At 73.4% G+C, this 26,239-nt stretch carries 23 protein-coding genes; 14 read left to right on the top strand and 9 right to left on the bottom strand.

The window, feature by feature from the left end; genetic code table 11:
• The first annotated feature begins 123 nt into the window (after nucleotides 1-123).
• From CP973_RS04605 to CP973_RS04585, 4 genes are all read left to right on the top strand, one after another.
• Entirely contained in the window at nucleotides 124-1,347 is a 1,224-nt protein-coding gene (locus tag CP973_RS04605) for an MFS transporter (protein ID WP_244409732.1), read from the top strand.
• A 69-nt stretch (nucleotides 1,348-1,416) separates the two neighbouring features.
• Nucleotides 1,417-1,737 (top strand): FmdB family zinc ribbon protein, encoded by a 321-nt coding sequence (locus CP973_RS04600; RefSeq protein WP_150237776.1) that lies wholly within the window; start codon nucleotides 1,417-1,419, stop codon nucleotides 1,735-1,737.
• A 168-nt stretch (nucleotides 1,738-1,905) separates the two neighbouring features.
• Entirely contained in the window at nucleotides 1,906-2,742 is an 837-nt protein-coding gene (locus CP973_RS04595; RefSeq protein ID WP_150237775.1) for an S-methyl-5'-thioadenosine phosphorylase, read from the top strand.
• A gap of 800 nt (nucleotides 2,743-3,542) precedes the next feature.
• Entirely contained in the window at nucleotides 3,543-4,016 is a 474-nt protein-coding gene (locus CP973_RS04585) for an MscL family protein (RefSeq protein ID WP_244409730.1), read from the top strand.
• A gap of 73 nt (nucleotides 4,017-4,089) precedes the next feature.
• Here CP973_RS04585 and CP973_RS04580 read toward each other — a convergent pair whose 3' ends face one another.
• Complete coding sequence (locus tag CP973_RS04580) at nucleotides 4,090-4,266, bottom strand: hypothetical protein (protein ID WP_150237768.1); 177 nt, start codon at nucleotides 4,264-4,266, stop codon at nucleotides 4,090-4,092.
• A 124-nt stretch (nucleotides 4,267-4,390) separates the two neighbouring features.
• Nucleotides 4,391-4,918 carry an AMP-binding protein gene (locus CP973_RS04575; RefSeq protein ID WP_244409279.1) on the bottom strand — a complete coding sequence of 176 codons (528 nt, stop codon included), beginning with the start codon at nucleotides 4,916-4,918 and terminating at the stop codon, nucleotides 4,391-4,393.
• Between the two features lie 389 nt (nucleotides 4,919-5,307).
• On the opposite strand from CP973_RS04575, the gene CP973_RS04570 reads away from it, so the two are divergent.
• Complete coding sequence (locus CP973_RS04570; RefSeq protein ID WP_150237766.1) at nucleotides 5,308-6,714, top strand: MFS transporter; 1,407 nt, start codon at nucleotides 5,308-5,310, stop codon at nucleotides 6,712-6,714.
• A gap of 132 nt (nucleotides 6,715-6,846) precedes the next feature.
• Here the strand turns inward: CP973_RS04570 and CP973_RS04565 are convergent, their stop codons facing one another.
• Nucleotides 6,847-8,358 carry an MBL fold metallo-hydrolase gene (locus CP973_RS04565; protein ID WP_150237763.1) on the bottom strand — a complete coding sequence of 504 codons (1,512 nt, stop codon included), beginning with the start codon at nucleotides 8,356-8,358 and terminating at the stop codon, nucleotides 6,847-6,849.
• Nucleotides 8,359-8,686: 328 nt separating this feature from the next.
• On the opposite strand from CP973_RS04565, the gene CP973_RS04560 reads away from it, so the two are divergent.
• From CP973_RS04560 to CP973_RS04550, 3 genes are read left to right on the top strand one after another with little or no spacing between them, the layout of a single operon-like run.
• Nucleotides 8,687-9,472 carry a GntR family transcriptional regulator gene (locus CP973_RS04560; RefSeq protein ID WP_150237761.1) on the top strand — a complete coding sequence of 262 codons (786 nt, stop codon included), beginning with the start codon at nucleotides 8,687-8,689 and terminating at the stop codon, nucleotides 9,470-9,472.
• A 52-nt stretch (nucleotides 9,473-9,524) separates the two neighbouring features.
• Nucleotides 9,525-10,577: a sulfite exporter TauE/SafE family protein gene (locus CP973_RS04555; RefSeq protein WP_244409278.1), complete on the top strand. Its 1,053-nt coding sequence runs from the start codon at nucleotides 9,525-9,527 to the stop codon at nucleotides 10,575-10,577.
• A 55-nt stretch (nucleotides 10,578-10,632) separates the two neighbouring features.
• The gene (locus tag CP973_RS04550) at nucleotides 10,633-11,838 is read left to right on the top strand and encodes an NAD(P)/FAD-dependent oxidoreductase (protein WP_150237756.1); all 1,206 of its coding nucleotides are present in this window, start codon (nucleotides 10,633-10,635) and stop codon (nucleotides 11,836-11,838) included.
• Nucleotides 11,839-11,876: 38 nt separating this feature from the next.
• Here CP973_RS04550 and CP973_RS04545 read toward each other — a convergent pair whose 3' ends face one another.
• Nucleotides 11,877-13,055, bottom strand: a complete 1,179-nt coding sequence (locus CP973_RS04545; protein ID WP_167538417.1) for a MerR family transcriptional regulator — start codon at nucleotides 13,053-13,055, stop codon at nucleotides 11,877-11,879.
• Nucleotides 13,056-13,299: 244 nt separating this feature from the next.
• On the bottom strand, nucleotides 13,300-14,574 hold the full coding sequence (locus CP973_RS04540) for an amidohydrolase (protein WP_150237753.1): 1,275 nt from the start codon (nucleotides 14,572-14,574) through the stop codon (nucleotides 13,300-13,302).
• 373 nt (nucleotides 14,575-14,947) lie between these two features.
• Between CP973_RS04540 and CP973_RS04535 the strand changes: the two genes are divergently transcribed.
• The 4 genes from CP973_RS04535 to CP973_RS04520 all read left to right on the top strand — a co-directional run bounded on the left by CP973_RS04535 (nucleotide 14,948) and on the right by CP973_RS04520 (nucleotide 19,047).
• On the top strand, nucleotides 14,948-16,099 hold the full coding sequence (locus CP973_RS04535; protein WP_150237752.1) for a low temperature requirement protein A: 1,152 nt from the start codon (nucleotides 14,948-14,950) through the stop codon (nucleotides 16,097-16,099).
• A 251-nt stretch (nucleotides 16,100-16,350) separates the two neighbouring features.
• Nucleotides 16,351-17,121: a L,D-transpeptidase family protein gene (locus CP973_RS04530; protein ID WP_244409277.1), complete on the top strand. Its 771-nt coding sequence runs from the start codon at nucleotides 16,351-16,353 to the stop codon at nucleotides 17,119-17,121.
• Nucleotides 17,122-17,194: 73 nt separating this feature from the next.
• Entirely contained in the window at nucleotides 17,195-18,373 is a 1,179-nt protein-coding gene (locus CP973_RS04525) for a P1 family peptidase (RefSeq protein ID WP_244409276.1), read from the top strand.
• A gap of 62 nt (nucleotides 18,374-18,435) precedes the next feature.
• Nucleotides 18,436-19,047 carry a Yip1 family protein gene (locus CP973_RS04520; RefSeq protein WP_244409275.1) on the top strand — a complete coding sequence of 204 codons (612 nt, stop codon included), beginning with the start codon at nucleotides 18,436-18,438 and terminating at the stop codon, nucleotides 19,045-19,047.
• Nucleotides 19,048-19,082: 35 nt separating this feature from the next.
• Here the strand turns inward: CP973_RS04520 and CP973_RS04515 are convergent, their stop codons facing one another.
• Nucleotides 19,083-19,367 carry a hypothetical protein gene (locus tag CP973_RS04515; protein WP_150237749.1) on the bottom strand — a complete coding sequence of 95 codons (285 nt, stop codon included), beginning with the start codon at nucleotides 19,365-19,367 and terminating at the stop codon, nucleotides 19,083-19,085.
• A 281-nt stretch (nucleotides 19,368-19,648) separates the two neighbouring features.
• Between CP973_RS04515 and CP973_RS04510 the strand changes: the two genes are divergently transcribed.
• Nucleotides 19,649-20,866 (top strand): CaiB/BaiF CoA transferase family protein, encoded by a 1,218-nt coding sequence (locus tag CP973_RS04510; protein WP_150237747.1) that lies wholly within the window; start codon nucleotides 19,649-19,651, stop codon nucleotides 20,864-20,866.
• Nucleotides 20,867-20,970: 104 nt separating this feature from the next.
• Entirely contained in the window at nucleotides 20,971-22,227 is a 1,257-nt protein-coding gene (locus CP973_RS04505) for a L,D-transpeptidase (RefSeq protein WP_167538416.1), read from the top strand.
• Between the two features lie 87 nt (nucleotides 22,228-22,314).
• Here the strand turns inward: CP973_RS04505 and CP973_RS04500 are convergent, their stop codons facing one another.
• From CP973_RS04500 to CP973_RS04490, 3 genes are all read right to left on the bottom strand, one after another.
• Entirely contained in the window at nucleotides 22,315-24,399 is a 2,085-nt protein-coding gene (locus CP973_RS04500) for a fructose-specific PTS transporter subunit EIIC (RefSeq protein ID WP_150237741.1), read from the bottom strand.
• 72 nt (nucleotides 24,400-24,471) lie between these two features.
• The gene (gene pfkB / locus CP973_RS04495) at nucleotides 24,472-25,419 is read right to left on the bottom strand and encodes a 1-phosphofructokinase (RefSeq protein ID WP_150237738.1); all 948 of its coding nucleotides are present in this window, start codon (nucleotides 25,417-25,419) and stop codon (nucleotides 24,472-24,474) included.
• A complete protein-coding gene (locus tag CP973_RS04490; protein ID WP_003979573.1) occupies nucleotides 25,416-26,186 on the bottom strand; it encodes a DeoR/GlpR family DNA-binding transcription regulator in 771 nt (256 codons plus the stop codon). The genes pfkB and CP973_RS04490 overlap by 4 nt, the downstream gene beginning before the upstream one ends.
• Between the last annotated feature and the right edge of the window lie 53 nt (nucleotides 26,187-26,239).

Here is a 26,239-nt window from a genome sequence, read left to right as displayed (position 1 = left end):
TCGGCCGTGGCATCCGCGGTCAAGGACAACGCGGGCAAGGGGACCGAGGGCGAAACCGCCCGGGAGACGACCGCCCCTGCCCAGCAGACTCCGGTCAAGGAAGCCCGTCCCGGTTACGGGCAGCTGCTGCGCACCCCCGGCGCATGGGCGTTCCTGCTGCCGGGCTTCCTGGCCCGCCAGCCCTTCGCGATGCTGACGTTCAGCATCCTGCTCCTCGTCCAGCACACCACCGGCTCGTACGGCACCGCCGGTGTCGTCTCCGCGGTGACCGGCGTCTCGATGGCGCTGTTCGCGCCGCAGAGCGGCAAGCTGGCGGACCGGTTCGGGCAGCGCGCGGTGCTCGTGCCCGGCGTACTGGTGCACGCCGCGGCGGTCGCCGTGCTGATCACGCTGGCGCTCTCGCACGCCCCCCTGTGGGCGCTGCTGGTCGTCGCCGTACCGACCGGCGCCTCGACGCCGCAGATCGGCCCGATGGTGCGCTCCCGGTGGGCGGCCAAGCTGACCGGCACTCCTCTGATGCCGACGTCCACCGCCTTCGAGTCGGTCACCGACGAGTTCACCTTCGTGGTCGGCTCGGTGCTGGCGACGGCGCTGTGCACCGGCATCCACCCGGCGGCCGGCCTGGTCGCCGAGGGCGCCCTGACGCTGGGCGGCGGCCTGCTCTTCGCGGCGCAGCGGCGCAGCCAGCCGCCGGTCCACCGCTCGGCGGACAGCTCCGCCAAGCGCGTCTCCGCGCTGTCGGTGCCGGGCCTGCGGGTCCTGATCGCGGCCCTCTTCGGCATCGGCACCGTCTTCGGCGGCATGCAGGTCTCCCTCACGGCCTTCACCGAGGACATCGGGCAGCCCGGCATCAACGGCCTGCTGTACGGCGTCTTCGCGGCGGGCAACATGCTCGCCGGCATCGTCTGCGGCGCGATCGCCTGGAAGGTCGGCCCGCGGCGCCGCCTGCTGATCGCGTACGCGCTGCTGACGCTGATGACCACCCCGCTGTGGGCGGTGGCCGTGGCGCCCCTGATGGGTGCGGTGGGCCTCCTGGTGGGCCTGTGCATCGCGCCCGCGCTGATCACCGGCTACACGCTGATCGACTCCCTGGTGCCGGCCACCGCCCGTACCGAGGCCTTCACGTGGCTGACCGGCGCGGTCGGCCTCGGCCAGGCGGCGGCGTCCACGATCGCAGGCCTGCTGGCGGACCACTTCGGTCCGCATGCCGGATTCCTGGTTCCGCTGTGCGGTACGGGGCTGGCACTGGTGGTGCTGGCGGTGTTCCGGGGACACCTGGTACCGCGCTCCGCAACCCGGGTGATCGAACGTGGGGTCGGTCACCGAACCCCGGCAACAGTGGACTGACGGGCCGGAATACTGCACTATGGAGCGTCGTTAGCACTCATTGAGTGAGAGTGCCAGGAGGAAGTCACAGTGCCGACCTACCAGTATCAGTGCACCGCGTGCGGCGAGGGCCTTGAGGCGGTGCAGAAGTTCACCGACGACGCGCTCACCGAGTGCCCCGCCTGCCAGGGACGTCTGAAGAAGGTGTTCTCCGCGGTCGGCATCGTGTTCAAGGGCTCCGGGTTCTACCGGAACGACAGCCGCGGCTCGTCGTCCAGCAGCAGCCCCGCGTCGTCCTCCTCGTCCTCGACGAGCTCCTCGTCGTCCTCGGGCAGCGGCGACTCGAAGTCGTCCAGCGGCTCTTCGAGCTCGTCCGGCTCCAGCTCGACGCCCAGCACGTCGGCCGCCTGAGCGGCGCTCCGCGCCCGGCACCTCTCGGCGGAAGCCCCGCCGTCCATGGCCTCATGGACGGCGGGGCTTCGGCGTACCCGGGGCGGCCTCCGTACGTCCTCCAGATGACCTCCGGACGGCCTCCGGGCCCCCTCCTCACCGCCCCGCTCCCCCGATTACCGTGACCCCATGGCTGACGCGGAGATCGGTGTCATAGGCGGGTCCGGCTTCTACTCCTTCCTCGACGACGTGACCGAGGTCGCGGTCGACACCCCCTACGGCGCCCCCAGCGACTCGCTCTTCCTCGGCGAGGTGGCCGGCCGCCCGGTCGCCTTCCTGCCCCGGCACGGCCGGCGGCACCACCTGCCGCCGCACCGCATCAACTACCGCGCCAACCTGTGGGCGCTGCGGTCGGTCGGCGTACGTCAGGTGCTCGGTCCGTGCGCGGTCGGCGGACTGCGCGCGGAGTACGGGCCGGGGACGCTGCTCGTACCGGACCAGCTCGTGGACCGTACGAAGGCCAGGGAGCAGACGTACTTCGACGGGACGCCGCTGCCGGACGGCGGCGTGCCGGACGTGGTGCACGTGTCGTTCGCCGACCCGTACTGCCCGGCCGGGCGGCAGGCGGTGATCGCGGCGGCCCGGGGGCGCGCGTGGGAGCCGGTGGACGGCGGCACCCTCGTGGTCATCGAGGGGCCGCGCTTCTCGACCCGCGCGGAGTCCCGGTGGCACGCGGCGCAGGGCTGGTCGGTGGTCGGTATGACCGGCCACCCGGAAGCCGTCCTGGCCCGCGAGCTGGGCCTCTGCTACACGTCGCTGACGCTGGTCACGGACCTGGACGCGGGTGCGGAGACGGGCCAGGGCGTCTCGCACGCGGAGGTGCTGGAGGTCTTCGGCCGGAACGTCGGGAGACTGCGCGAGGTGCTGTCCGACGCGGTGGGCGCCTTGCCGGCGACGACGGAGCGGGCCTGCCCGTGCGGGGGTGCGCACGAGGCCGGAGGGGGGTTGGACCACTCGGGCGGGTGAGCGGGTTTTCCACAACCGGCGGGTAGCGGGTCCGGCCGTCCACAGGGCCGAGCGGGCTCCGTCGAAGTCCGGCACGGTGGGGGTCGTCCGCACCGATTCCGGCAGCTCAGGCGGTGGTCACCGTGTCCCAGCCCTCCTCCCTCCACACCTTCCCCGGCCTCTCCCCGGCCCTCGTTCCCGCCCCTCCGCTCCCCCTCCCGCCGCCGTGTGAGGTTGCCCACTTCGCTCCCGTACGGGCCCGGGGCGGACGCCACCGACTGCGCCGCGCGGTGCGGCGGCGACGGCGGACCCTGACGGCGGGACTGGCGATGACGGCCGCGGCCCTGGCGGCGACGGCCCACCAGAGCGGCGAAGGACGCGCTTCGGGCGTCTCGGGGGCCTGCGCCGCGCCGACACCGGCATCGGGGACGACACCGGGAGCGGCGCCGGAGGCGCGTCCCGGAGGGGAGCGGTCATGAGGATTCCGACCGTCCTGCGGACCACACCGCGCACCACCCCCCGGACCGCCCCCAGGCAAGATCGAGTGGCCTTTGCCCGATTTGCTCGCCACACTGGCGCAAGTGGCGGGGTGCGTTCGGCATGCCGGCGGGAAGGCTCTTCCCCGGCTGGCCGGAACGACGCGGCGCCGATCCGTACGGACGCTCTGTCCGCTCACCGGTTCAGGTCATGGGATTGGACAGCCGCGCCCTGCCCTGCCGTAGGTTGCGGTGCTGTTCGTTGCACGGTTCGTAGTGAGTGTGGAAAGAGGCTTTCAGGTGAGCGGGAAGACGGGCGTACTCGCGGGGTTCAAGGAATTCCTGATGCGCGGCAATGTGATCGAGCTCGCCGTGGCGGTCGTGGTCGGAGCCGCGTTCACGAACATCGTGAACACCGTGGTCAAGGGCGTCATCAACCCGATCGTCGGCGCCCTGGGCTCGCAGAACCTCGACCACTACAAGGCCTGTCTGACCACCTGCCACACGGACGCCAAGACGGGCGACTACACCGACGGCATCTACATCCTGTGGGGATCGGTGCTCAGCGCGGTCCTGACGTTCCTGATCACCGCCGCGGTCGTGTACTTCCTCATGATCCTGCCGATGAACAAGTGGAAGGCCCGCCAGGAGGCCAAGAAGCCGGTGGACGACGCTCCGCCCGCCCCGACCGAGGTCGAGCTGCTGACGGAGATCCGCGACGCGCTCGTCGCGCAGCGCAACGGCTCGGTGAGCGGGTCGGTGAGCGGCTCGGGCCATGGTGGCGCCGGCTCGGTGGTCACACAGAAGACGCAGCAGTAACAGCCGTAGCAGCTGTAGCAGCGGTAAGGGGCTCCGGCCCCGGTCCCGCGGCGAAGCCGCCCCGGTGCCTCGGTCAGAGGTGGTGGGGCGGCTTTTCGTCGAGGAAGCGCGCCAGATCGGCGGCGCTGTCGTTGCCGGCCGGGCGCTCGCCCCAGCCACGGTCGGTGTCGTCCGAGGACGGGCGGCTCAGCGGATCATCGAAGATCAACGCGGCCGGCGCCTCGGGCCGGGGTTCAGGGGTGGTACTCACCCCTCCAGGGTACGGCCGTCGGAGCATCGGCCCTCAGCGGAACCGGGCAGCGGTCGTCCCGAGCCGGAAGTCGGTGGTCCGGAGCCGGGAAACGGTCGTCCGGAGCCGGAGCGCCGTGTGCGGGTCAGCGGGCGGCCAGGGCCTCGTGCCACCAGTGGTCGCGGCCCGCGGTCCAGGACACCGGGCGGCTGGTGCGGTTCACGACCAGCACGGACCGTACCTGCGGGCAGCCGCGCCGCAGCGCGCGGTCCAGTACGGGCTTGACCGGCCGTACCGCCCCGTCCCAGAACGCGGCGTCCGCCGTGATGACCACCTTCGCGCCGGACTCCCGGGTGCGGGCGGCGAGTTCCGGCACGGTCAGATAGACCGGCAGCGTCATGCGCACGGCGTCGAGCCGTCCACAGGCGAGTGTGACGATCACGGACTCCGGCACCAGCGGCAGATGCACCGCCACCGGGTCACCGGCCCGCACCCCGAGCCTGGCCAGCGCCGCCGCGGCCCGCTTGGCCTGGCCCATGAGCATGGTGTGGGTCAGCTCCTCGTGACGTCCCGGCTCGCCGTGCCAGGTGAGGGCTATCGGGGACGGGGACGCCGGGGGCTCTTGCGGTACCCGGGGCGTTTCTGCATGCTCGGAGATCACACGGCGCAACATGCGGACCAGCATGAAGATCAAAGATCAACGATCGCTGAACGTCCGCTGTACGCCATCGGCCGGCCGTACCGTACGGACGGCTCGCGCGGCGCACGATGTGCGGACCGCTCCAGCGGCGTCCCAGGACGGCGTCGCTTCTCGTGCCCTCGGGCGATATCCCGTGAGAGCCCGGAACTCCGAGTTCGGGCCCGCTGGGTGCCCGTAAGCACCCTCACGTCTTTGCCCCGTCTCCGGCACGCCCAATCCCCCACCTGCACCTTTTTCTTCCGTATGTGATGCGCCGCGCCGACCCGCGCGGCGCGGGAGGTGGGCCGGTGTACCGGATGTGCGAGGGGCGTGGCGAGCGCGGTGGTGAGAGTGGTGGTGAGCGTGGCCGTGGGGTGTGGGCCGTGGCGGCCGTGGCGATCGGTGGGTTCTGTGTCCAGCTGGACGCCTTCGCGCTGAACATGGCGCTGCCGGTGATCCGCCGGGACCTGCACGCCTCGGCGGCCGCGGGTCCGTGGGTGATCAGTGCGTACCTGCTGGCGGCCGGGGCGCTGATGCCGGCCGCCGGGCGGCTGGCCGATGTGTTCGGGAGGCGGCGGCTGCTGGTACTGGGGCTGGCCCTTTTCGGCAGTACGTCGGCGGCGTGCGCGCTGGCGCCGTCGTTGCCGTTCCTGGTGGCGGCCCATGTGGTGCAGGGCGTGGGCGGGGCGTTGGTCATGCCGGTGGGGCTGGCCCTGCTGACACGTTCCTTCCCGCCGGGGCGGGCGCGCGTCGCGACCGGATACGCCCTGGGCCTGGCCGGTCTGGCGACGGCCTGCGGTCCCTTCGTGGGCGGGGCGCTGACCGAGGCCGTGTCCTGGCGAGCCGTCTTCTGGGTCAATGTGCCGCTGTGCGGGGCGGCGGTGCTGTGCGCCCGGCGGGCTCCAAGGTCCAAGGACGGGACGAGTCCCCGGGAAGGCCGGACAGGCGGGGAAGGCCGGATGGGCCGGACGGACCGGACGGAGCAGGCAGAACGGACGGGCCGGATGGGGCGGACGGGCCGGGTGGGCTGGGGCAGGCTGGTCCTGGGGACCGGGGTGCCTGCCTGTTCGGCGATGGCCCTGGAGAGCGCGGGGACGTGGTGGGACGCAGGCGGTTGGGCTGCGGGCGCACTGGTGCTCGGGGTGCTGTTCGTACGGTCCGAGCGCCGGTCGCGCGCGCCATTGGCCGACCACACGTTGTTCCGTAACGGCCCGTACGTAGCTCTCACTTCAGCCGGTGCCGTCGGCAACGCGGCGACCGTGGTGCTGTTGTTCGTGGTCCCGCTGACGCTTCAGGACACGTTGGGGATGTCCGTACTGGGCGCGGGGACCGTCTTCCTCCTACCGGCGGCGGTGATGGCCGCGGCCGGGCCGGTGGCCGGGCGGGTGCCGCCCCACGCCGCAGAGCAGGTGATGGCCGCCAGTCTCGGCCTGGCGGGTGCGGCGTTGGGGGTACTGGCGGCGCTGCAACCGGCACCGTTCGGCGCGGTGCCGGTCAACGCAGTGCTGGGCGGCGACTCCTTGCTCGTACTGCTACCGGCCGCCACCGTGGCCGCCGCGGCCCTGGGCCTGGCGGGCGCCCTGGTGCTGACCGCCACCCAGGCCGTCGTACCCCCGCATCGCGTGGGCGAGGCGTCCGGGCTGACCAAGTGCGCGATCACGGTGACGGCCGGGCTGGGCCTGGCTCCCGCCGGGTCCGCCCCGGTCGCCGCCCTGCTCGGGGCCGCGGCCGGGTGCGCGACCGCCTGCCTGGCGCTGCTCGTCCGCAGGCGCAAGCGGCAGCGGCGGTGACGCACTCGGACCACACGCCCGGACGACAGCCCGGACGACAGCCCGGATGACCTGCCCGAACGACGTGCCCGGACGACGTGCCCGCACGACGTGCCCGGACGACGGTGGGGCTCAGCCGCGGGCGAACCGCCCTCACCCGCAAGCCGAAACGGCCCCCTCGTACCCCCCGACGATGTCCCGTACATCCCGGAATCCCCGGGCCTCCAGCAAGGCCGCGGCGATGACGGAGCGGCTGCCGCTGCGGCAGTAGAGGACGACCGGGCGGTCCGGGTCCAGCGTCGCGCAGCTGGTGGGGAGGGCGGCGAGGGGGAGGTTGACGGCGTCGGGGAGGGCGCCCGCCGCGTACTCGGACGGGTTGCGGACGTCGATCAGCTGGGCGTCGGCGGGAAGCGCTGCACCGGCGGCCAGGCGGTGGGTACGCGTCACCAGGTCGGGGCGGCGGGCCAGTTCGGCGGCCGGGTCCGGTACGTGACCGAGGACGTGGTCGTACCCGATGCGGGCCAGCCGCAGGCGTGCCTCGGACTCCGTACCCGGGTCGCTGATGAGGACGATCGGTGTGCCGGGCTCCACCACGCTGCCCGCGTACTCGGCGAACCGGGTGTCCAGGCTGGTGTGCAGCGACCCGGTGAAGTGCGCCTCCGTGTACGCGGCGAGGGGGCGGCTGTCGAGGAGGACGGCGCCCGCGTCGCGGCAGGCGGCCAGGGCCGCGTCGAGGGTGAGGGCGGCCGGCGGCGCGGGGTCCAGGAGGGGGTGGCCGTCGCGGTTGAGGGCCGCGTCGTGCGCGAAGTAGCCGGGGGTGGCGGGCTGCCCGGCGGTGACCAGCCGGATGAACTCGTCCTCCGGCATGGGCTGGAGCGCGTAGTTGTAGCGGCGCTGCTCGCCGATGGTGGAGGTGGTCTCGGTGGAGAGGTTGCGCCCGCAGGCCGAGCCCGCGCCGTGGGCCGGGTAGACGCGGGTGGCGTCGGGGAGGGTGAGCAGCTTGCCGTGCAGGGAGCGGTAGAGCCGCCCCGCCATCTCCTCCGGCGTCAGGCCGGCCGCGGCGAGCAGGTCGGGGCGGCCCACGTCGCCGACGAAGAGGGTGTCGCCGGTCAGTACGCCGTACGGCTCGGGCGCGTCCGGCTGTTCGTGGACGACGACGCAGATGGACTCCGGGGTGTGGCCGGGGGTGGCCAGGACGGTCAGCGTGACCCCGGAGGGCGCGCCCGCGGCGGCTCTGCCCGCTGTCCTGCCAGCCCTCCCAGCCCTGCCAGCCGCCTGATCGGCCCTGTCCGCCGCCCCACCGGCCGTGATCGTCGCTCCACCGGCCGTGGTCGCCGCCCCGTCCGCCGTGGTCGCCGGGTCCGCCCCCAGGTATATCCGCTCACCGTCCCGCAGCCGCCGTATCGGATAGCCCGTCTCCGCGCCTTCGCCGAAGGCGATGGTGGCGCCGGTGGCGCGGGCCAGTTCCAGGTGTCCGGAGAGGAAGTCGGCGTGGAAGTGGGTCTCGATGATCAGCTCGATGCGCAGTCCGGCCGCTTCCGCGTCGCGCAGGTAGTCGTCGATGTCGCGGCGTGGGTCGACGAGGACCGCGCGTCCGGTGGTCTCGTCGCCGATCAGGTACGACGCCTGGGAGAGGCAGTCGAGGTAGTACTGCGCGAAGTGCACGGTCGACCTCCGTGGTCCTGCGGGCCCGCCGAACCGCGGACCCCGCGGGGGGTTGTTGTGCGGATGCACGGATGTACGTACATTAGGCAGCCCAAGCCGCTGCCCACAAGTTCGGCACCGGACGGCACCGGACGGCACCGGTCGGCACCAGCCGGACGCCGGTCCGGCACCGAACCGGCGGAGAACGACGCAAGCGAACGACGCGAGTGAACAACGCAGCGGACGGCGAGGAAGAAAACGAAAGAAACGGCAACAGGGCCCGGGAGCCGCCGCGCCGGTGCGGTCCCCGCCCCGTCCATACAGCCCGTACCCGCTCGGAGGCGACTTCATGACCGCACACCCCCCGGGCCCGCGTCCCCTGGACCGGCGCTCGCCGCTTCCCCTGTGGGCCCAGCTCTCCGAAGATCTGCGGCGCCGCATGGAAGCGGGCGAGTTCACCGACGAGTTCCCCGCCGAACACCGGCTCACCGGGGAGTACGAGGTCAGCCGGCACACCGTCCGCGAGGCGCTGCGCAAGCTGCGTGCGGACGGGCTGGTGATCGCCGAGCGCGGGCGGGCCAGCCGCCTGAACACCCGGCGCATACAGCAGCCGCTCGGCTCGCTCTACAGCCTCTTCCGCGAGCTGGAGGGCCAGGGCGTGGAGCAGCGCAGCGAGGTGCTGCGGCTGGAGCGGACGGCGGACGGGCCGGTCGCCGACCAGCTCGGCCTCGTACCGGACGCGCCGCTGATCGTCCTGGAGCGGCTGCGGCTGGCGGACGGCGAGCCGCTGGCCCACGACACCACCTATCTGCCCGCCGAGGTGGCCGAGCCGCTGCTCGACGCCGACTTCCGGCACACCTCGCTGTACGGGGAACTGCAGCAGCGCTGCGGGGTGAAGGTCACCGGCGGCCGGGAGCGCATCCACCCCTTCCTGCCGGACATCCGGCAGGCGTGGCTGCTGGGGCTGGCCGACCGCGAGCCCGCGTTCGCGATCGAGCGGCTGGGCCGGTCCGGGGAGCGGCCGGTGGAGTGGCGCGAGACCGTCGTACGCGGCGACCGCTTCACCTTCGTCGCCGAGTGGACCGGCGACAGCCGGGCGGTCGAACTCGCGCCCCGGGCGTCGTGTCCGTCATGAGGGCGGGGGCTGGGCCGCGAACGCCCCGTCAGGCGCCATGCCGTTGCTAGCCGTGACGGCACTGCCCTGCGGACTGGTCATCGGGCTGCTGCTGGGCGCGCTCGGTGGCGGCGGGTCGATCCTCGCCGTACCGGCGCTGGTCTACCTCCTGCACCAGTCGCCGCACGAGGCAACGGCGGGCGCGCTCGTCGTGGTCGGCATCGGCGCGGCCTCCGGCCTGGCCTGCCACGCCCGCGCCGGCCGGGTCCGCTGGGCGGCGGGAGCGGCCTTCGGCGGGCTGGGCACCGCCGGTACGTACCTGGGCTCGCGCTGGAGCGCGGCCCTGGACCCGACGGTCCTGATGACCGCGTTCGCCGGGCTGATGCTGGCGGTGGCGGCCGTGATGCTCGTACGGACCTGGCGCGAGCGGGAGAAGGCACGCCCGACCGAACGGGAGAAAGCGAGCCCGACCGAACGGGACAAAGCGAGCCCGACTGAGCGGAAGAAAGCGAGCCCGACCGAACAGGAGTTGGCGCACCCCGCCGCACAGGAGGGAGAGCCCTCAGCCGTACAGGAGGGAGAGCCGTCAGCCGTACAGGAGGGAGAGCCCCCAGCCGTACAGGAGGGAGAGCCTCCAGCCGCACGAAAAAAGACACGGCCCGTCCCCCACCGCTCCCCGATCCCCTCTCCAATCCCCTCTCCGACCCCAGCTCCGACCCCCGCTCCGCCCCCGACCCCAACGCCCGCCACCCGCCTGGCCCCCGCCCTGCGCATCGGCGCGACCGCCACCGCCGTCGGCCTGCTGACCGGCTTCTTCGGTGTCGGCGGCGGCTTCGTCGTCGTACCGGCGCTGACGCTCGTCCTCGGCCTGGAGATGCCGGTCGCCGTCGGTACGTCCCTCCTCGTCATCCTCGTCAACTCCGTCACGGCCTTCGCCACCCGGGCCGGGGCCGGCGGTCTGGACTGGCCGCTGCTGGCCTCCTTCGCCGCCTGCGCCGCGCTCGGCAGCTGGCTCGGCAACCGGCTGGCCGCCCGGGTGCGGCCACAGGCCCTGTCCACGGCGTTCGCGTCGCTGGTCACGGTCCTCGCCATATCGATGGCGGTCACCAGCATTCCCCGCTTATAGCCACCGGGGCACAATCCCCCGGTCCCCGTCCTCGACCCCCAGGAGGAAACCCCCTATGACCCCCGCCTCGTCGCACCACCAGATCGTCATCATCGGCGGCGGTACCGCGGGCATCACCGTCGCCGCCCGGCTGCGCCGCGCCGGACTGCGCGACATCGCGGTGCTGGAACCCTCCGAGACGCACTGGTACCAGCCGCTGTGGACGCTGGTCGGCGGCGGGCAGGCGCCGCTGCGGGCCGCGTTGCGCACGGAGGCGGAGGTCATGCCGCCCGGCGTGCGCTGGCTGCGCGAGTCCGCCGCCTCGGTCGACCCTGCCGCGCGGACGGTCGGCACCGCGTCGGGGCGGACGATCTCCTACGACCGGCTGGTGCTCGCCCCCGGGCTGTCCCTCGACTGGGACGGCATACCGGGCCTGGCGCAGGCCCTCGGCCACGGCGGCGTCTCCAGCAACTACCGGCCCGATCTGGCCCCGCTGACCTGGGACTTCATCCGGCGCACCAAGCGCGGTACGGCGCTGTTCACGATGCCGTCCGGGCCGGTGAAGTGCGGCGGCGCGCCGCAGAAGATCGCGTACCTCGCCGCCGACCACTGGCGCAAGCGCGGGGTGCTGGGCCGCGTCCGTACGATCCTGGTGCTGCCCGAGCCCGCCATGTTCAAGGTGCCGGTCTTCAACCGGGCGCTGGAGGAGACGGCGCGGCGGTACGGCATCGAGGTGCGCCTCCAGTCGGAGCTGACGCAGGTGGACGGCGCCGCGCGGGAGGCGGAAATCGTCGACCACGCGACCGGCGAGAAGGAGACGATCCGCTACGACCTGCTGCACGCCGTACCGCCGCAGCGTGCGCCGCAGTGGGTGGCGGACAGCCCGCTCGCCGATCCGGCCTCCCCCTTCGGCTACGCCAAGGCCGACCGGGAGACGCTCCAGAACCCGGACTTCCCCGAGGTGTTCGCGATCGGTGACGTGGCCAACCTGCCGACGTCCAAGACGGGCGCCGCGATCCGCAAGCAGGCCCCGGTCGTCGTCGCCAACCTGCGCGCCGGGCTGCGCGGACGGTCCGCCACCGCCCGCTACGACGGCTACACCTCCTGCCCGCTGGTGACCGCCCGCCACAAGATGCTGCTGGCCGAGTTCGACTACGACCTGAAGCCCGCGCCGTCCATCCCGTTCATCGACACGACGAAGGAGCGGACGGACATGTGGTTCCTGAAGCGGTACGGGCTGCCGCAGCTGTACTTCAAGGGCATGCTCAAGGGACTCGCCTGAGCGACGTCCCAAGAGCAGCCCCCGGCGCTGGCCCCCTGCTACCCGGGCACCGACACGTCCGCCACCACACAGCTCACGTTGTCCGGCGCCCCCGCCTCATGGGCCAGCGCCACCAGGTCCCGTACGGCCTGGCCGGGGTCCGACGCCCCGGCCAGGACGTCCCGTACGGCGTCGGCGGGCACCACTCCCGACAGGCCGTCGGAGCACAGTAGGTAGCGGTCCCCGGGGCGGGCCTCGTGCAGTCCCACCTCGGGCTCACAGTCGGTACCACCGTCCAGGGCCCGTACCAGGAGCGCGCGTTGCGGGTGCGACTCGGCCTCTTCGGGAGTCAGCCGCCCCTCCTCGACGAGGGACCATACGTGGGTGTGGTCGTGCGTGATCTGCAACAGCCCGCCGTCGCGCAGCAGGTAGGCACGGGAGTCCCCCACGTGGGCGAGGGCGAGGTGGGAACCGGTCCAGAGCAGGGCGGTCAAGGTGGTGCCGGCGTGGTCCGTGCCAGCACCGGCACCAGAACCGGAACCGGTATCAGAGCCGGAACCGGTACCGGAACCGGCCGCCACCACCTCCCCCACCGACCGGTTCGCCTCCCGGGCCGCGTCCGCCAGCGCGTTCAGCAGGTCGCCGGGCCGCAGTGCCCCGCCGTCGAAGTCCTCCAGGCCGCGCAGCGCTGCGACCGCCGCGGCCCCGGCGGACGCCCCGGCCCCGCCGAACCCGTCGGCGACGGCCAGCAGCCGCTCGCCCGCGTACGCCGTGTCCTGGTTGCTCTCCCGGACCAGCCCGGTGTCCGACAGTGCCGCGTAACGGATCTCCAGGCGGCGCCGCGCCCGCGGCTGCCCCGCCGGTGTCCGCCCCGTGTGCGTGTCCATGCTCGTGCCCTTCCCTCTCAGGTGGTTCACGAGGAAGGCGGCCAGCTCACGGCGGGCGGCGGTGTCGGCCTCGGTCCGCGCCCAGTACGCCGCCACCGCTTCGGCGGCCGGTCCCGGCGCCAGCTCGCACACGTCCCGTATACGGGCCAGCGGCATACCGAGCTGCCGCAGCCAGGCGACCAGCCGCGCCCGCTCCAACTGGGCGATGCGGTAACGGCGGTACCCGTTGACGGGATCGACCTGCGCGGGCGGCAGCAGCCCCAGCTCGTCGTACAGCCGCAGCGCCTTCGGCGAGAGCCGCGAAGCCCTGGCGAACGCCCCGATACTCAGCAGTTCACCACGCCCCGGCAGCTGATGATTGCCCAGCGACTTCCCATCGCCCGCCAACTCCCCGTCACCCAGCAACGCGCCATCACCCAGCAGCGCCCCATGACCCGGTGGTACTCCGTCCGTTTCCTGACCCACCCGTTCACCCTCCTCGTACGGGGATGTCTCCCCGCTGCTCCGAGCCTGGGTCTTCCCCCAAGGGCAAGGTCAAGGGCAAGGTCAAGCGTCCGGCTGCGCCGCGAACCGCCGGGCCACGGGCGGCCGTTGCCTACGTGCGGTCCGCCCCGGGCCCACCGGCCGGATTCAAACGGCTCAGGGCCGCCACGGTGAGGGCCTCGACGCCCATGGTCAGTGTCGGCTGGCGCACCGGCGCGAAGTGCGGCGAGTGGTTCGAGGGGATGTCCTGGGCGAGGCGGCCGGAGGCCATGGCGGTGCGGAACTCGTCGGGATCCCAGCCGCCCAGCCACCAGTAGTAGAGCGGCGCGTCGGCAGCCGTGGCGATCAGGCCGGCGTCCTCGCTGCCGGCGGCCGGTTCGTAGGCGAACAGCCGCGGTGCGCCGAAGTGGTCGGTGAAGGCCGCGTTGACCTGCTCCAGCGTCCGGTCGTCGTTGCGGGTGACGGGGAACGTGTTCAGTACCTCGGTCTCCGGCTCCCGCGGCGCGCCGGAGGCGGCGGCCTCGGCCCTGGCGATGCGGTCGACGGCCGCCAGCACCTGGGTGCGGATGTGCTCGTCGAAGGTACGGACGCTGAGCTGCACCACGGCCTGGTCGGGGATGACGTTGGGGGCGTCCCCGGCCTGGAAGGAGCCGACGGTGACGACGGCCCGGTCCTTGGCCGCGATCTCCCGGGCGACGACGGACTGGAGGCGCTGGACGAAGGCGGCGGCCATCAGGATCGGGTCGACGGCCGTCTCGGGGCGGGAGCCGTGGCCGCCGGTGCCATGAAAGGTGATCTTCAGGCTGTCCGAGGCCGCCATGCAGGCGTCGTGCGCGTACGCGATCAGCCCGGCGCCGAACGGCGCGACGTGCTGGGCGAGCACCACGTCGGGGGTGGGAATGGCACCGTGCCCCTCCCCGAACAGTCCGTCCTCGACCATTGCCCGCGCCCCGTCGCCGACCTCCTCGGCGGGCTGGAAGAGCACCACCAGGGTGCCGGACCAGTGCTCCCGCCCCGCCGCGAGCAGGTCGGCGGCGCCCGCCAGACAGGTGACGTGCACGTCGTGGCCGCAGGCGTGCATCACGCCGGGGACGGTGGAGGCGTACGGCAGGCCGGTGCGTTCGGTGACGGGCAGGGCGTCCATGTCGGCCCGCAGCAGGACGACCGGGCCGGGGCCGTTGCGCAGCACGCCGACGACGCCGGTCCGGCCGATGCCGGTGGTGACCTCGTAGCCGTACGAGGTCAGGCGGCGGGCCGCCTCGGCGGACGTGCGGGATTCCTGGAAGCCCAGTTCGGGGTGGCGGTGGAGGTCTTCGTAGAGGGATTCGAGGTCCGCCATGCGGGCGTCGAGCGGGGCCAGTACGGTGTCACGCGCGCTATCGCTCATACGTAGCATTTGATCATGTAACGGACGTATGGGCGAGACCCGGACCGGTCGCGGCAGGGCCGGAAAAGGCCGCACCAGGCCGGGATCGACGGCCGGGGAAGAGGGCGGGGCGCACGCCGGATCCCCCGGAAACGCCGTACGGATAACGCGCGTTACCCACGAGAGGTTCCCGGCCGCCTTCAGACCCGCCCGGGGGACCCCCGCGCGTCTCGTGCCGCTTCCCGGCCACGGCGGGCTGTACTGGTACGCGGCACGGGTACGCGGCCCCCGAAGCGGACGGGAACGAGGAGCACCACATGCACTGGACGCACCAGAGACACTCGGCGCGTCAGAGGTACCGGACGCACCAGAGGCACGGAACGGCCCGCCCGTGATGGCCCGTATGCAGGCGCGCGGCCGTTCCGAGACGCACCGCGCCGCCACCCCGCTGGAGCTCTTCTTCGACCTGTGCTTCGTCGTGGCCGTCGCGCAGGCCGGCCGGCAGCTCGTGCACGCGCTCGCGGAGGGGCACCCGGGGCACGGCATCCCCGGCTACCTGATGCTGTTCTTCGCCGTGTGGTGGGCGTGGGTGAACTTCTCGTGGTTCTCGTCCGCGTACGACACCGACGACGCGCTGTACCGAGTGGTGACGCTCGTGCAGATCGCGGGCGTGCTGATCCTGGCGGCCAGCGTGCCACGGGCCTTCGACGGCGACTTCGCGGTGGTGTGGTTCGGCTACCTGGTGATGCGGCTCGCGCTGGTGGCGCAGTGGCTGCGGGCCGCGCGCAACAGCACCGGCCCGGAGCGGACCACCGCGCTGCGCTACGCCGCCGGGGTGACGCTGTGCCAGTTCGGCTGGCTGGTGCTGCTGCTGTCGCCGGACACCGCCCGGCCGTGGGTGTTCCTGGTGCTGGCGGTCGCGGAGATGGCCGTACCCACGCTGGCCGAGCGCGGCCACCAGACCTCCTGGCACCCGCACCACATCGCCGAGCGGTACGGCCTGTTCGTCATCATCGTGCTCGGCGAGACGGTCTCCGCCGCCACGGTGGCGGTGCAGTCCGCGGTGGACGAGCAGGACGCGCTGGGTGATCTGCTGCCCATCGCGGCGGGCGGCCTGCTGCTGATCTTCGCCGCGTACTGGATCTACTTCGCGGTTCCCATCCATCTCCACCTCGCCTCCAACCGGCAGGCGTTCCTCTGGGGTTACGGCCACTACCTGGTCTTCGGCTCGGCGGCGGCCATCGGCGCGGGCATCGAGGTGGCGGTGGAGGAGGCGGTCGGCAAGGCGCACCTCTCCGGCTTCGCGGCGTCCGCGGCCGTCACCGTCCCCGCCGCGCTGTTCCTGTTCACCGTGTGGCTGATCCACTCCCGCCACCAGAAGCGCAACCTGGCCCAGCAGCTGGTGCTGCCGGTGTCCTCCGTGCTGGTCCTGGCCTGTACGTTCGCGGGGCACGCGGCGGTCCTGCTGGCCGGGCTGACGGGAGCGGTGACGGTCGCGGTGGGCGCGACGCTGACGGCGCGGCAGGGACAGGCACTGGAGAGCTGACCGGCCGCCACCTCCATCCCTCCAGGCCCTCGGACCTCACCATTCCGGCCAATGGTCCCGTCTCTTTCGGCCATTGGGCGGGCGTGACGCATGAAGACGCGAGGTGCGGGGCCGGGCGTTTCCGTGGACGGTGTAGGGTGCGGATTGCCCGTTTTATGCCTACGACAGCCCACCGGCCCGGAGCCGACGGGCGAGGAGACGCCACGAACATGGCTGCCCGCCACGCCCAGCAACGCGGTACGCGAATAAGGATGACCCGTCGCGGCAAGGCCGTGAGCGGCCTCGCCCTGACCACGCTGGTGGGCACCGCGCTGTGGGCCTGGCCCGCCTCGGGCGACGACCACGACGGCCACCGCTCCGAGCAGGCCCGCCCGGCCCCCTCGGCGCCGGAGGTGCCCGCGCACGCCGCCGCGGGGCACGCGGGGGCGCCCGCGCCGCGCGCGATCCCGGGCCTGAGCGACGCCGCCCGCAAGCAGATCCCGGCGGACTCCCGGCAGGTGCTCGTCGTCACCGGGCAGGGCGTGGACCAGCACGACTCCTCCGTCGTCCTGTACACCCGCGCGCAGGACTCCGACGACTGGCGCCCCGGCGCGCGCTGGGCCGCGCACAACGCGTCCCGCGGCTGGACCAAGGACCACCGGTACGGTGACCTGCGCTCGCCTGAGGGCGTGTTCACGCTCAGCGACGCGGGCGGCAAGCTGGCGCCGCCGGAAGGCACCAAGCTGCCGTACGACCGCAACGACAGCTTCGTCGCGCACGGCACCGGCGTGGAGGGCGAGCCGCTGGGCGGTGCGTTCGACTACGTCATCGCCATCGACTACAACCGGGTCAAAGGGTCGTCCCCGCTGGACCAGCGGCGCCCGCAGGGCGCGGCGAAGGGCGGCGGTGTCTGGCTGCACGTCGACCACGACGGGCCCACACAGGGCTGCATCAGCCTCAAGCCCGAGGTGATGCGGGAGCTGCTGCGCACCCTGGACCCGGCGCAGCACCCGGTGATCGTGATGGGCCCGGCGGGGCACTGAGGGAGCGTCAGGCGGCCCACCGAGGCCCGTATCGCCCGTACCGCCCCCCGCGCCCGCATGGTACGCATGGGCCATGGCCGACGACACCGAACAGCAGCGCGACACGACCGGTACCCACGACACCCGCACCCCGGCCTCCCGCTCGGGCCCCCGCGACGCCCTGACCGACGTCACCGGCCTGCGGGTGGGCCACGCGCAGCGCCTCGGCGACGGGTGGCTGTCCGGCACCACCGTCGTGCTGGCCCCCGAAGGCGGAGCCATCGCGGCCGTGGATGTGCGCGGCGGCGGCCCCGGCACCCGCGAGACGGACGCCCTGGACCCGCGCAACCTGGTCCAGCGCATCGAGGCCGTCGTCCTGAGCGGCGGCAGCGCCTTCGGCCTGGACGCCGCGTCAGGTGCGGTGGCCTGGCTGGAGGAACAGGGCCGCGGCTACCGCGTCGGCCCGGACCCGGCGCAGGTCGTGCCCGTCGTACCGGCCGCGGCCCTGTTCGACCTGGGCCGGGGCGGCGACTGGCGGGCCCGCCCGGACGCCGCGTTCGGCCGCGCGGCCATCGAGGACGCGGCCGGTACGGACCTGGGCGCACCCGTCGCCCAGGGCAACATCGGCGCCGGCGCGGGCGCGGTGGCCGGCGGCGTCAAGGGCGGCATCGGCACCACCAGCCTGGTCCTGCCGTCGGGCGTCACCGTCGCCGCGCTGGCGGCCGTCAACGCGGCGGGGTCGGTGGTCGATCCGGGTACCGGCGCACTGTACGGACGGTACGGGGAACAGGCGCACGCGGCGGAGCACGGTACGCCCGTCACGCCCTCCCCCGAGGTCCACGCCGCCGCGCGGCGCCGCCTCGCCGAGGCCCGCAGCGCTTCCGAGCGGCGCTCGGCCACCTCCGTACGCCCGCCCCTGAACACCACCCTCGCCGTCGTCGCGACGGATGCGGCCCTCAACCGTGCCCAGGCCCAGAAGCTGGCGGGCATCGCGCACGACGGCCTGGCACGCGCGGTACGCCCGGCGCATCTGCTCAACGACGGCGACACCGTCTTCGCGCTCGCCACCGGGGACCGGCCGCTGGTGCCGGAAGAGGCCGCGGCCGACCCGGCGTTCGGGGTGCACGCCGAGGCCGGTGCGCTGAACGAGATCCTGGCCGCGGGGGCCGAGGCGCTGACCCGCGCGGTGGTCAAGGCCGTGCTCGCGGCGGAGACGGTGGACACTCCGGGCGGCTGCTTCCCGTCGTACCGGGACCTCTACCCGGCCCCGTAACCGGCCCGCGGCCTCCCACCCGTCGGAGCCCGCCACCCGACTCCGGTGGTAGAACGGGCCATATGTCCGCGCCGCCGCCTCCCCCCACGCTCGTCCAGCCGCCCACCGGAAGCAAGCCCGGCCCGCCGAAACGGCGCCGCCTGTGGTGGCACCGTCTGGTCCTCGGCCTCTGGTACCGGCCGGTCGAGGTGATGGACGAGGCCCGGGACCGCAGCGCCTGGAGTGCGGCGGTCCTGCTGTGCCTGGTCAGCGGCGCCCTCGGCATCGTGTCGGTGGACGCCTTCCGCAAGCAGTGGGCGCTGGACCAGCAGCTGGCGCTGCAACTGGCGGCGATCGCGGAGGCGGGGGTGCTGGTCGCCAGCCTCGCGCTGGGCGTGGTCACCCACGCCATCGCCCGGACGATCGGCGGGAACGGCCGGTTCGAGCCGACGGTCAGCCTGTTCGTCGTGCTGTTCTGGGTCACCGACCTGCCGCGGCTCGCGCTGGCGACCTGGCTGCCGCACAACTCCACCCTCGTGCAGGCCGTCGCCTGGACGACCTGGGGCTTCGGCTATCTGCTGGCCATACTGCTCATCCGGGGCCAGCACCACCTGTCCACCCTCAAGGCGGCGGTGGCGGTGGCGGTGCAGATGCTGGCGTCACTGGCACTGCTGAAACTGGGGCCGGTGCGGTGACGGGCTGACGGCCGACGCCGCGCTTGGCCGGCGGTTCAGTGCCGCTCGGGCCGCTCGTCCCCGTTCAGCTGCTTCAGTTGCCGTACGAGTCCGGCGAACGCCTCGCGCTCGGCGGCGCTCAGCTCCACCCGCTCGGACGGCGGCCCGGCCGGGCCGGTCTGCCGGGGCACCGCGCCGAGCATCGGTCTCGGGCCGCTGCCGCGCGGGATCTCGAAGCGGTGCCGGCGCACGACCCGGGCCTGGCCCACGGCCCACCCGATGGTGACGGCGAGCAGGATGGCCAGGCCGATCTGCTGGAGGAGCGAGACGGAGGGGAGCATGCGGTCCTCCAGGTCGGTGCGCGGTTCCGGGCCCGCTCACGGGCCCCGGCGGGGCGGACTCCAGCAGTAGACACCATGTCAGGGACCAACGTCAGGGGATTGAAAGGACTTACGTCCCACAAGTGACGTATCTCCCACACCTCCGCACCTCCCGCCCGCCGCCCCCACGCTTCACCCACACCCCGCCGGTCCGCCGCACGGACGCCCACGCCCCCTTCCCCTCCCCAAGATCGTCCCCCAGCATGTCGGCACACCGCCCGCGCGATGCGAGGAGTACGTACGTGCCGCAGCCGACCACCGCCGTCACCCCCACCACCGCCACCACCCCCAAGGCCCTGGCGGGCATCCTCGTGGCCGACTTCAGCCGCGTGCTGGCCGGGCCGCTGGCCGCCGCCACGCTGGCCGACCTGGGCGCCGATGTGATCAAGGTGGAGCGGCCGGGGACCGGCGACGACACCCGCTCCTGGGGGCCGCCCTTCGCCGCCGACGGCACGGCCGCGTACTTCGACGCCGCCAACCGCTCCAAGCGCGGCCTCGCCCTGGATCTGGCCGACCCCGATGACGCGGCGGCGGCCCGGGAGCTGGCCCGCCGGGCCGACGTACTGATCGAGAACTTCCGGCCGGGCGCGCTCGCCCGCTACGGCCTGGACCCGGCGACGACCGTCGCCGCCCACCCCGGCCTGGTCCACTGCTCGATCACCGGCTTCGGCTCCGGCGCGGGCGCGCACCTGCCGGGCTACGACTTCGTCGTCCAGGCCGCCGGGGGCCTGATGAGCATCACCGGCGAACCGGGCGGGCCGCCCCTGAAGGCGGGCGTCGCGCTCGTCGACGTACTGACGGCGAAGGACGCCACCACCGCCGTACTGGCCGCGCTGCGCCACCGCGACCGGACGGGGCAGGGCCAGCACGTCGAGGTCAACCTGCTGTCGTCGCTGCTCGGTTCGCTGGTCAACCAGGCGTCCGGGCAGCTGGCCACCGGCCGCGACCCCGGCCCGATGGGCAACCGGCACCCGAGCATCGCCCCGTACGAGACGCTGGCCTGCCGGGACGGCGAGCCGCTGGCCGTCGCGGTCGGCAACGACCGGCAGTTCCGCGCGCTGGCGCACGCGCTGGGCGCGCCCGGGCTGGCCGACGACGAGCGTTTCGCACGCAACCAGGACCGGGTGCGCCACCGCACCGAACTGGTCAAGGAGCTGGAGGAGCGGCTGGCGGCGGACACGCCCGCGGCCTGGACCGAGCGGCTGACCGCCGCATCCGTTCCCTGCGGGCCGGTCAACACCGTCGGCGAGGCGCTGCGGCTGGCCGAACGGCTCGGCCTGGAGCCGGTCGTGCCGGTCGGCGCGGACCGCGTACCGCAGGTGCGCAGTCCGCTGCGGCTGTCCGCCACACCGGTCGCCGCACCGTGCGCCCCGCCCGCGCTGGACGAGCACGGCGAGCCCCTGCGCGCCTGGCTGTCCGGCCCGCCCGAGGCCCCCCTGCCACCCCTTCACCATCCTTGAGGTGACGTTCATCACACCAGCGTCGGGAGTGCAACCAAACCCGCCCGTAGTTGCTGTTTACCAGCACTGACTCACAACACCCTTGCATGGAGCAGCCCGTGACAATGCCGGACAACACCGCGCCGCCCGCACCGTCCCGCACCCGTCGGCTGCGTCGCGGACTCGCGGCGGCCTCCCTCCTGGCCGCCGGCGCCCTGGCCCTGTCCGCCTGCGGCGGCGACGCCTCGGCGGGCGGCAAGGACGGCAAGGACCAGGCGGCCGGTGCGGATGCCGCGGCCGCCAAGGACGCCTCCGAGGCGAAGATCTCGGTCACCTCGAAGGACGGCGCCACCGACGCCAGCATCAACGACACCGGCGTCAAGGTCAGCGGCGGCAAGCTGACCGACGTCAAGCTGGTGCAGGCGGACAACGGCGCCGAGGTCAAGGGCTCGATAACCGACGACGGTTCGTCCTGGAAGCCGGCGAAGCAGCTGGAGCGCGGCACCAAGTACAAGCTGGTGGCCAACGCCAAGGACGGCAAGGGCCGGCCCGCCACCGAGAACCGCACCTTCACCACGGTCTCCTCGAAGAACAGCTTCATCGGCTCCTACACGCCCGACGGCGGCAAGACCGTCGGTGTGGGCATGCCGGTGTCCTTCAACTTCGACAAGGTGATCACCAACAAGAAGGATGTGCAGTCGCACATCACGGTGACCTCCAGCAGCGGCCAGAAGGTCGTCGGCCACTGGTTCGGCTCGCAGCGCCTGGACTTCCGCCCGGAGGAGTACTGGAAGGCCGGCTCCAAGGTCACGCTGAAGATCGACCTGGACGGGGTCAAGGGCGGCCAGGGCATCACCGGTGTGCAGTCCAAGACGGTGAACTTCACCATCGGCCGCTCGCAGGTCTCCACCGTCGACATGAAGACGCAGACCATGACGGTGGTCCGGGACGGCAAGACGGTCAAGTCGATCCCGATCTCCGGCGGCAGCCCGAAGAACCCGACCTACAACGGCCAGATGGTCATCTCCGAGAAGTTCACCCAGACCCGGATGGACGGCTCGACCGTCGGCTTCGGCGGCGAGTACGACATCAAGGACGTGCCGCACGCCATGCGGCTCTCCTCCTCCGGCACGTTCATCCACGGCAACTACTGGGGCAGCCCGTCGATCTTCGGCCGGGCCGGGACGAGCCACGGCTGCGTCGGCCTCCAGGACAACAAGGGCGGTGGCGGCGACACCCCGGGCAAGTGGTTCTTCGAGAACTCGCTCATCGGGGACGTGGTGGTCGTCAAGAACTCGCCCGACCGCACCGTGAAGCCGGACAACGGTCTCAACGGCTGGAACATGTCCTGGTCGGAATGGCAGGCGGGCAGCGCGAACTGATCCGCGCCGACACCCGGTAGCCCAACGGCAAGACGACGGTGGCCGGTCCCCATGGGGACCGGCCACCGTCGTTCCGCGTCCGTGCCGTCAGACGCCGGCCGGCTCCGGCTCGGCCGCCGCCGTCGCCTCCGGCCCGGCGCCCGCGGGCGCGTCCGTCCCGCGCAGGCCCTTCAGGAGGACGACCAGGGCGGCGGTGACCGCCGTACCGGCCAGCACGGCCACCAGGTACAGCAGCGGCTGCCCGATCAGCGGCACCACGAAGACGCCGCCGTGCGGGGCGCGCAGGGTGCAGCCGAACGCCATCGACAGGGCGCCGGTCACCGCGCCGCCCGCCATCGCGGACGGGATGACGCGCAGCGGGTCGGCCGCCGCGAAGGGGATGGCGCCCTCGGTGATGAAGGAGGCGCCCAGCACCCAGGCCGCCTTGCCGTTCTCCCGCTCGGTACGGGTGAACAGCCCGCCGCGTACGGTCGTGGCCACCGCCATCGCCAGCGGCGGCACCATGCCCGCCGCCATCACCGCGGCCATCACCTTCAGGCTGCCGTCGTTGGGGTTGGCCAGGCCGCCCACCGCGAACGCGTAGGCCACCTTGTTCAGCGGGCCGCCGAGGTCGAACGTCATCATCAGGCCGAGGATGACGCCCAGGATGACCGCGTTGGCGCCGGACAGCCCGCTCAGCCAGTCGGTCAGCGCCTTCTGGAGGGCCGCGATCGGCTTGCCGACCACCAGGAACATCAGGAAACCGACGACGGCCGACGAGATCAGCGGAATGACGACGACGGGCATGATGCCGCGCAGCGCGGGCGGCACCTGGACCCGCTGGACCGCCATCACCACCGCACCCGCGATCAGACCGGCGATCAGGCCGCCGAGGAAGCCCGCGTTGACGGTCAGGGAGATCGCACCGCCGACGAAGCCCGGCACCAGGCCCGGCCGGTCGGCCATGCCGTACGCGATGAAGCCGGCCAGGACCGGGACGAGGAAGCCGAAGGCGACACTGCCGATCTGGAAGAGCAGCGCCGCCCAGCTCGCGGACTCGGTCCAGACGAAGTGCTCGGCGACGGACGGCGCCTTGTTGATCCCGTACCCGCCGATCGCGAAGGCGAGCGCGATCAGCAGGCCGCCCGCGGCGACGAACGGGACCATGTAGCTGACGCCGGTCATCAGCCACTTGCGCAGCCGGGTGCCGAAGCCGTCGCCCGCCTGGCCGTCCCGGTCCATGGGCGCGGGCCCGGCCGTCGCGGGGGCGGAGACGTCGCCGCGCGCGGCCTTCTCCCGTACTTCCGCGATCAGTTCGGCGGGCCGGTTGACACCGGCCTTCACGCCCACGTCGACCGTCGGCTTCCCGGCGAACCGCGCCTTGTCCCGCACCTCCACGTCGTGCGCGAAGATCACGCCGTCCGCCGCCGCGACGACCTCCGGGTCCAGCCGCTTGAAGCCGGCCGACCCCTGGGTCTCCACGACCAGTTCGACCCCGGCCTCCCGGCCCGCCTTGGCCAGCGCTTCGGCTGCCATGTAGGTGTGGGCGATGCCGGTGGGGCAGGAGGTCACGGCGATGATCTTGAAGGGGGCGGCGGAGGCGGGTGTGTCCGCCGGTGCGGCGCCGGTCCCGGGCCCCGCCGCCTCGGGCGCGGCATCCGGCTCGGTTGTGGCCTCCGCCCCGGGTGCGGCCCCCGGCTCGGGTGCGGCCTTCGCCCCGGTTACGGCCTCCGGCTCGGGTGCGGGCGTCGGCTCGTCCCCCCGGATGAGCGCCGCCGCGGCCGCCGGATCGTCCGCCGCCCGCAGCGCCCCCGTGAACGCCTCGTCCATCAGGTGCCGGGCCAGCGTCGACAGGATCGACAGGTGGTCCGCGTCGCCGCCCGCCGGGGCCGCGATCAGGAAGATCAGGTCGGCCGGGCCGTCGGCGGCGCCGAAGTCGATCCCGGCGGCGCTGCGTCCGAAGGCGAGCGTCGGCTCGGTGACGTGCGCGCTGCGGCAGTGCGGTATGCCGATGCCGCCGTCCAGGCCGGTCGGCATCTGGGCCTCGCGCGCGGCCACGTCCGCGAGGAAGCCCTCCAGATCGGTGACCCGGCCCAGCCCGGCCATCCGCTCGGCCAGCGACCGCGCCGCCGCTTCCTTGCTCCCGGCGGACAGGTCCAGATCGACCAGTTCCGCGGTGATCAGCTCACTCATCGCGGGCTCCTTCGCTCGCTCCACATCCACGCCCGGTCCCGGCAGGAACCGGCCCGCTCCACCCCGCCCCGCTCATCCCGCCGGCTCCCGCAGCTCCCTCGCCACCGGAACCGTCTCCCCCACGGCCACCGCCGAAGGGTCCAGGTCCTTCGGCGTCGGCATGGCGCTGCCCGGCAGTTGCACCGCCGCCGCCCCGTACGCCACGGCCGAGGCCAGCGCCGGTACGCCGACGCCGCCCGCCGCCAGGAACCCGGCCAGCGACGCGTCGCCCGCGCCGACGTTGCTGCGTACGGTTCCGACCCGCGCGGAGGCGAACCGCGCCCCGTCGGCGTCCACGAGCAGCTGCCCGTCCGCGCCGAGGGAGGCGAGCACCGCCACCGCGCCCAGCGCCCGCAGTTCGCGTGCGGCCTCGACCGCGTCGCCGACGGTGCGCAGCGGCCGGCCGACCGCCTGGGCGAGTTCCTCCGCGTTCGGCTTGACCACGTCGGGGCGGGCCGCCAGGGCGGCGGTCAGCGACGGCCCGGACGTGTCGAGCGCGATGCGGGCCCCGGCCCGGTGCACCTGGGCGACCAGTTCCGCGTACCAGGAGGGGGCCAGGCCGCGCGGCAGGCTGCCGCAGCAGGCGATCCAGTCCGCGCCGGCCGACCGGGTGCGTACGGTGTCGAGCAAGGCCCGGGACTCGTCCCGCGACAGCTCGGGCCCGGCCGCGTTGATCTTCGTGAGGGTGCCGTCCGGTTCGACGGCGGAGATGTTCGACCGGGTCTGCCCGGCGACCGGCACGCCCGCGACCTCGATGCCCTCCGCCGCCAGCAGGTCGCCCAGCGCCGCGCCCGCCGGCCCGCCGAGCGGCAGCACGGCCAGCGTGCGGTGCCCGGCCGCCGCGACGGCCCGGGAGACGTTGACGCCCTTGCCGCCCGGGTCGATCCGGTCGGCGGTGGCGCGCAGCACGGCGCCGCGCTCCAGCGTCGGGATCTCGTACGTACGGTCCAGGCTGGGGTTGGGGGTGACGGTGAGGATCATGCGCGCACTACTTCCGTGCCCGCGCGCTCGATGGCGAGGGCGTCGTCGGGGCTGAGCCCGGTGTCGGTGACGAGCAGGTCCACGTCGTCCAGTCCGCCGAAGCGGGCGAAGTGCACCTGCCCGAACTTGCTGCTGTCCGCGACGAGCACGACCCGCCGGGCGGCGGCGACCGCCGCCCGCTTGACGGCCGCCTCGGCGAGGTCGGGGGTGGTCAGGCCGCCCTCCAGGGAGAAGCCGTTGGTCGCCAGGAACACCACGTCCGCGTTGATCTCGCGGTAGGCGCGCAGGGCCCAGTCGTCGACGGCGGCCCGGGTACGGTGCCGGATGCGGCCACCCACGAGGTGCAGGGTCAGGCCGGGGTGGTCGGCCAGCCGGGCGGCGACCGGCAGGGCGTGCGTGACGACGGTCAGCTCGGCCTCCAGCGGCAGCTCGGCGGCGATCCGGGCGGCCGTGGTGCCCGCGTCGAGGATCACGCTGCCGGGCGCGGAGCCGCCGGGCAGCTCGGCGAGCGCGGCCCGCGCGATGCGCTGCTTCTCGTCGGCGGCGACGGTGTCCCGCTCGGCGAGGTCCGGCTCGAAGTCCAGGCGCCCGGCGGGGATGGCGCCGCCGTGCACGCGGCGCACGAGCCCGGCCCGGTCGAGGGCCTTGAGGTCCCTGCGGACGGTTTCGGCGGTGACCTGGAACTCCTCGGCGAGCGAGAGCACGTCGACCCGCCCGCCCTCGCGCGCCAGTCGCAGGATCTCCTGCTGCCGCTCCGCTGCGTACATGGTGTTCTACGCCTGCCTCATGCCCGACCGTGTGGTTTCAAGCCAAAGGTACG

It is taken from the genome of Streptomyces albofaciens JCM 4342, assembly GCF_008634025.1.
In the GTDB taxonomy this organism is placed as follows: domain Bacteria; phylum Actinomycetota; class Actinomycetes; order Streptomycetales; family Streptomycetaceae; genus Streptomyces; species Streptomyces albofaciens.
Note: the sequence above shows the minus strand (reverse complement) of the source record. Positions and strands in the feature narration are given on the sequence as shown.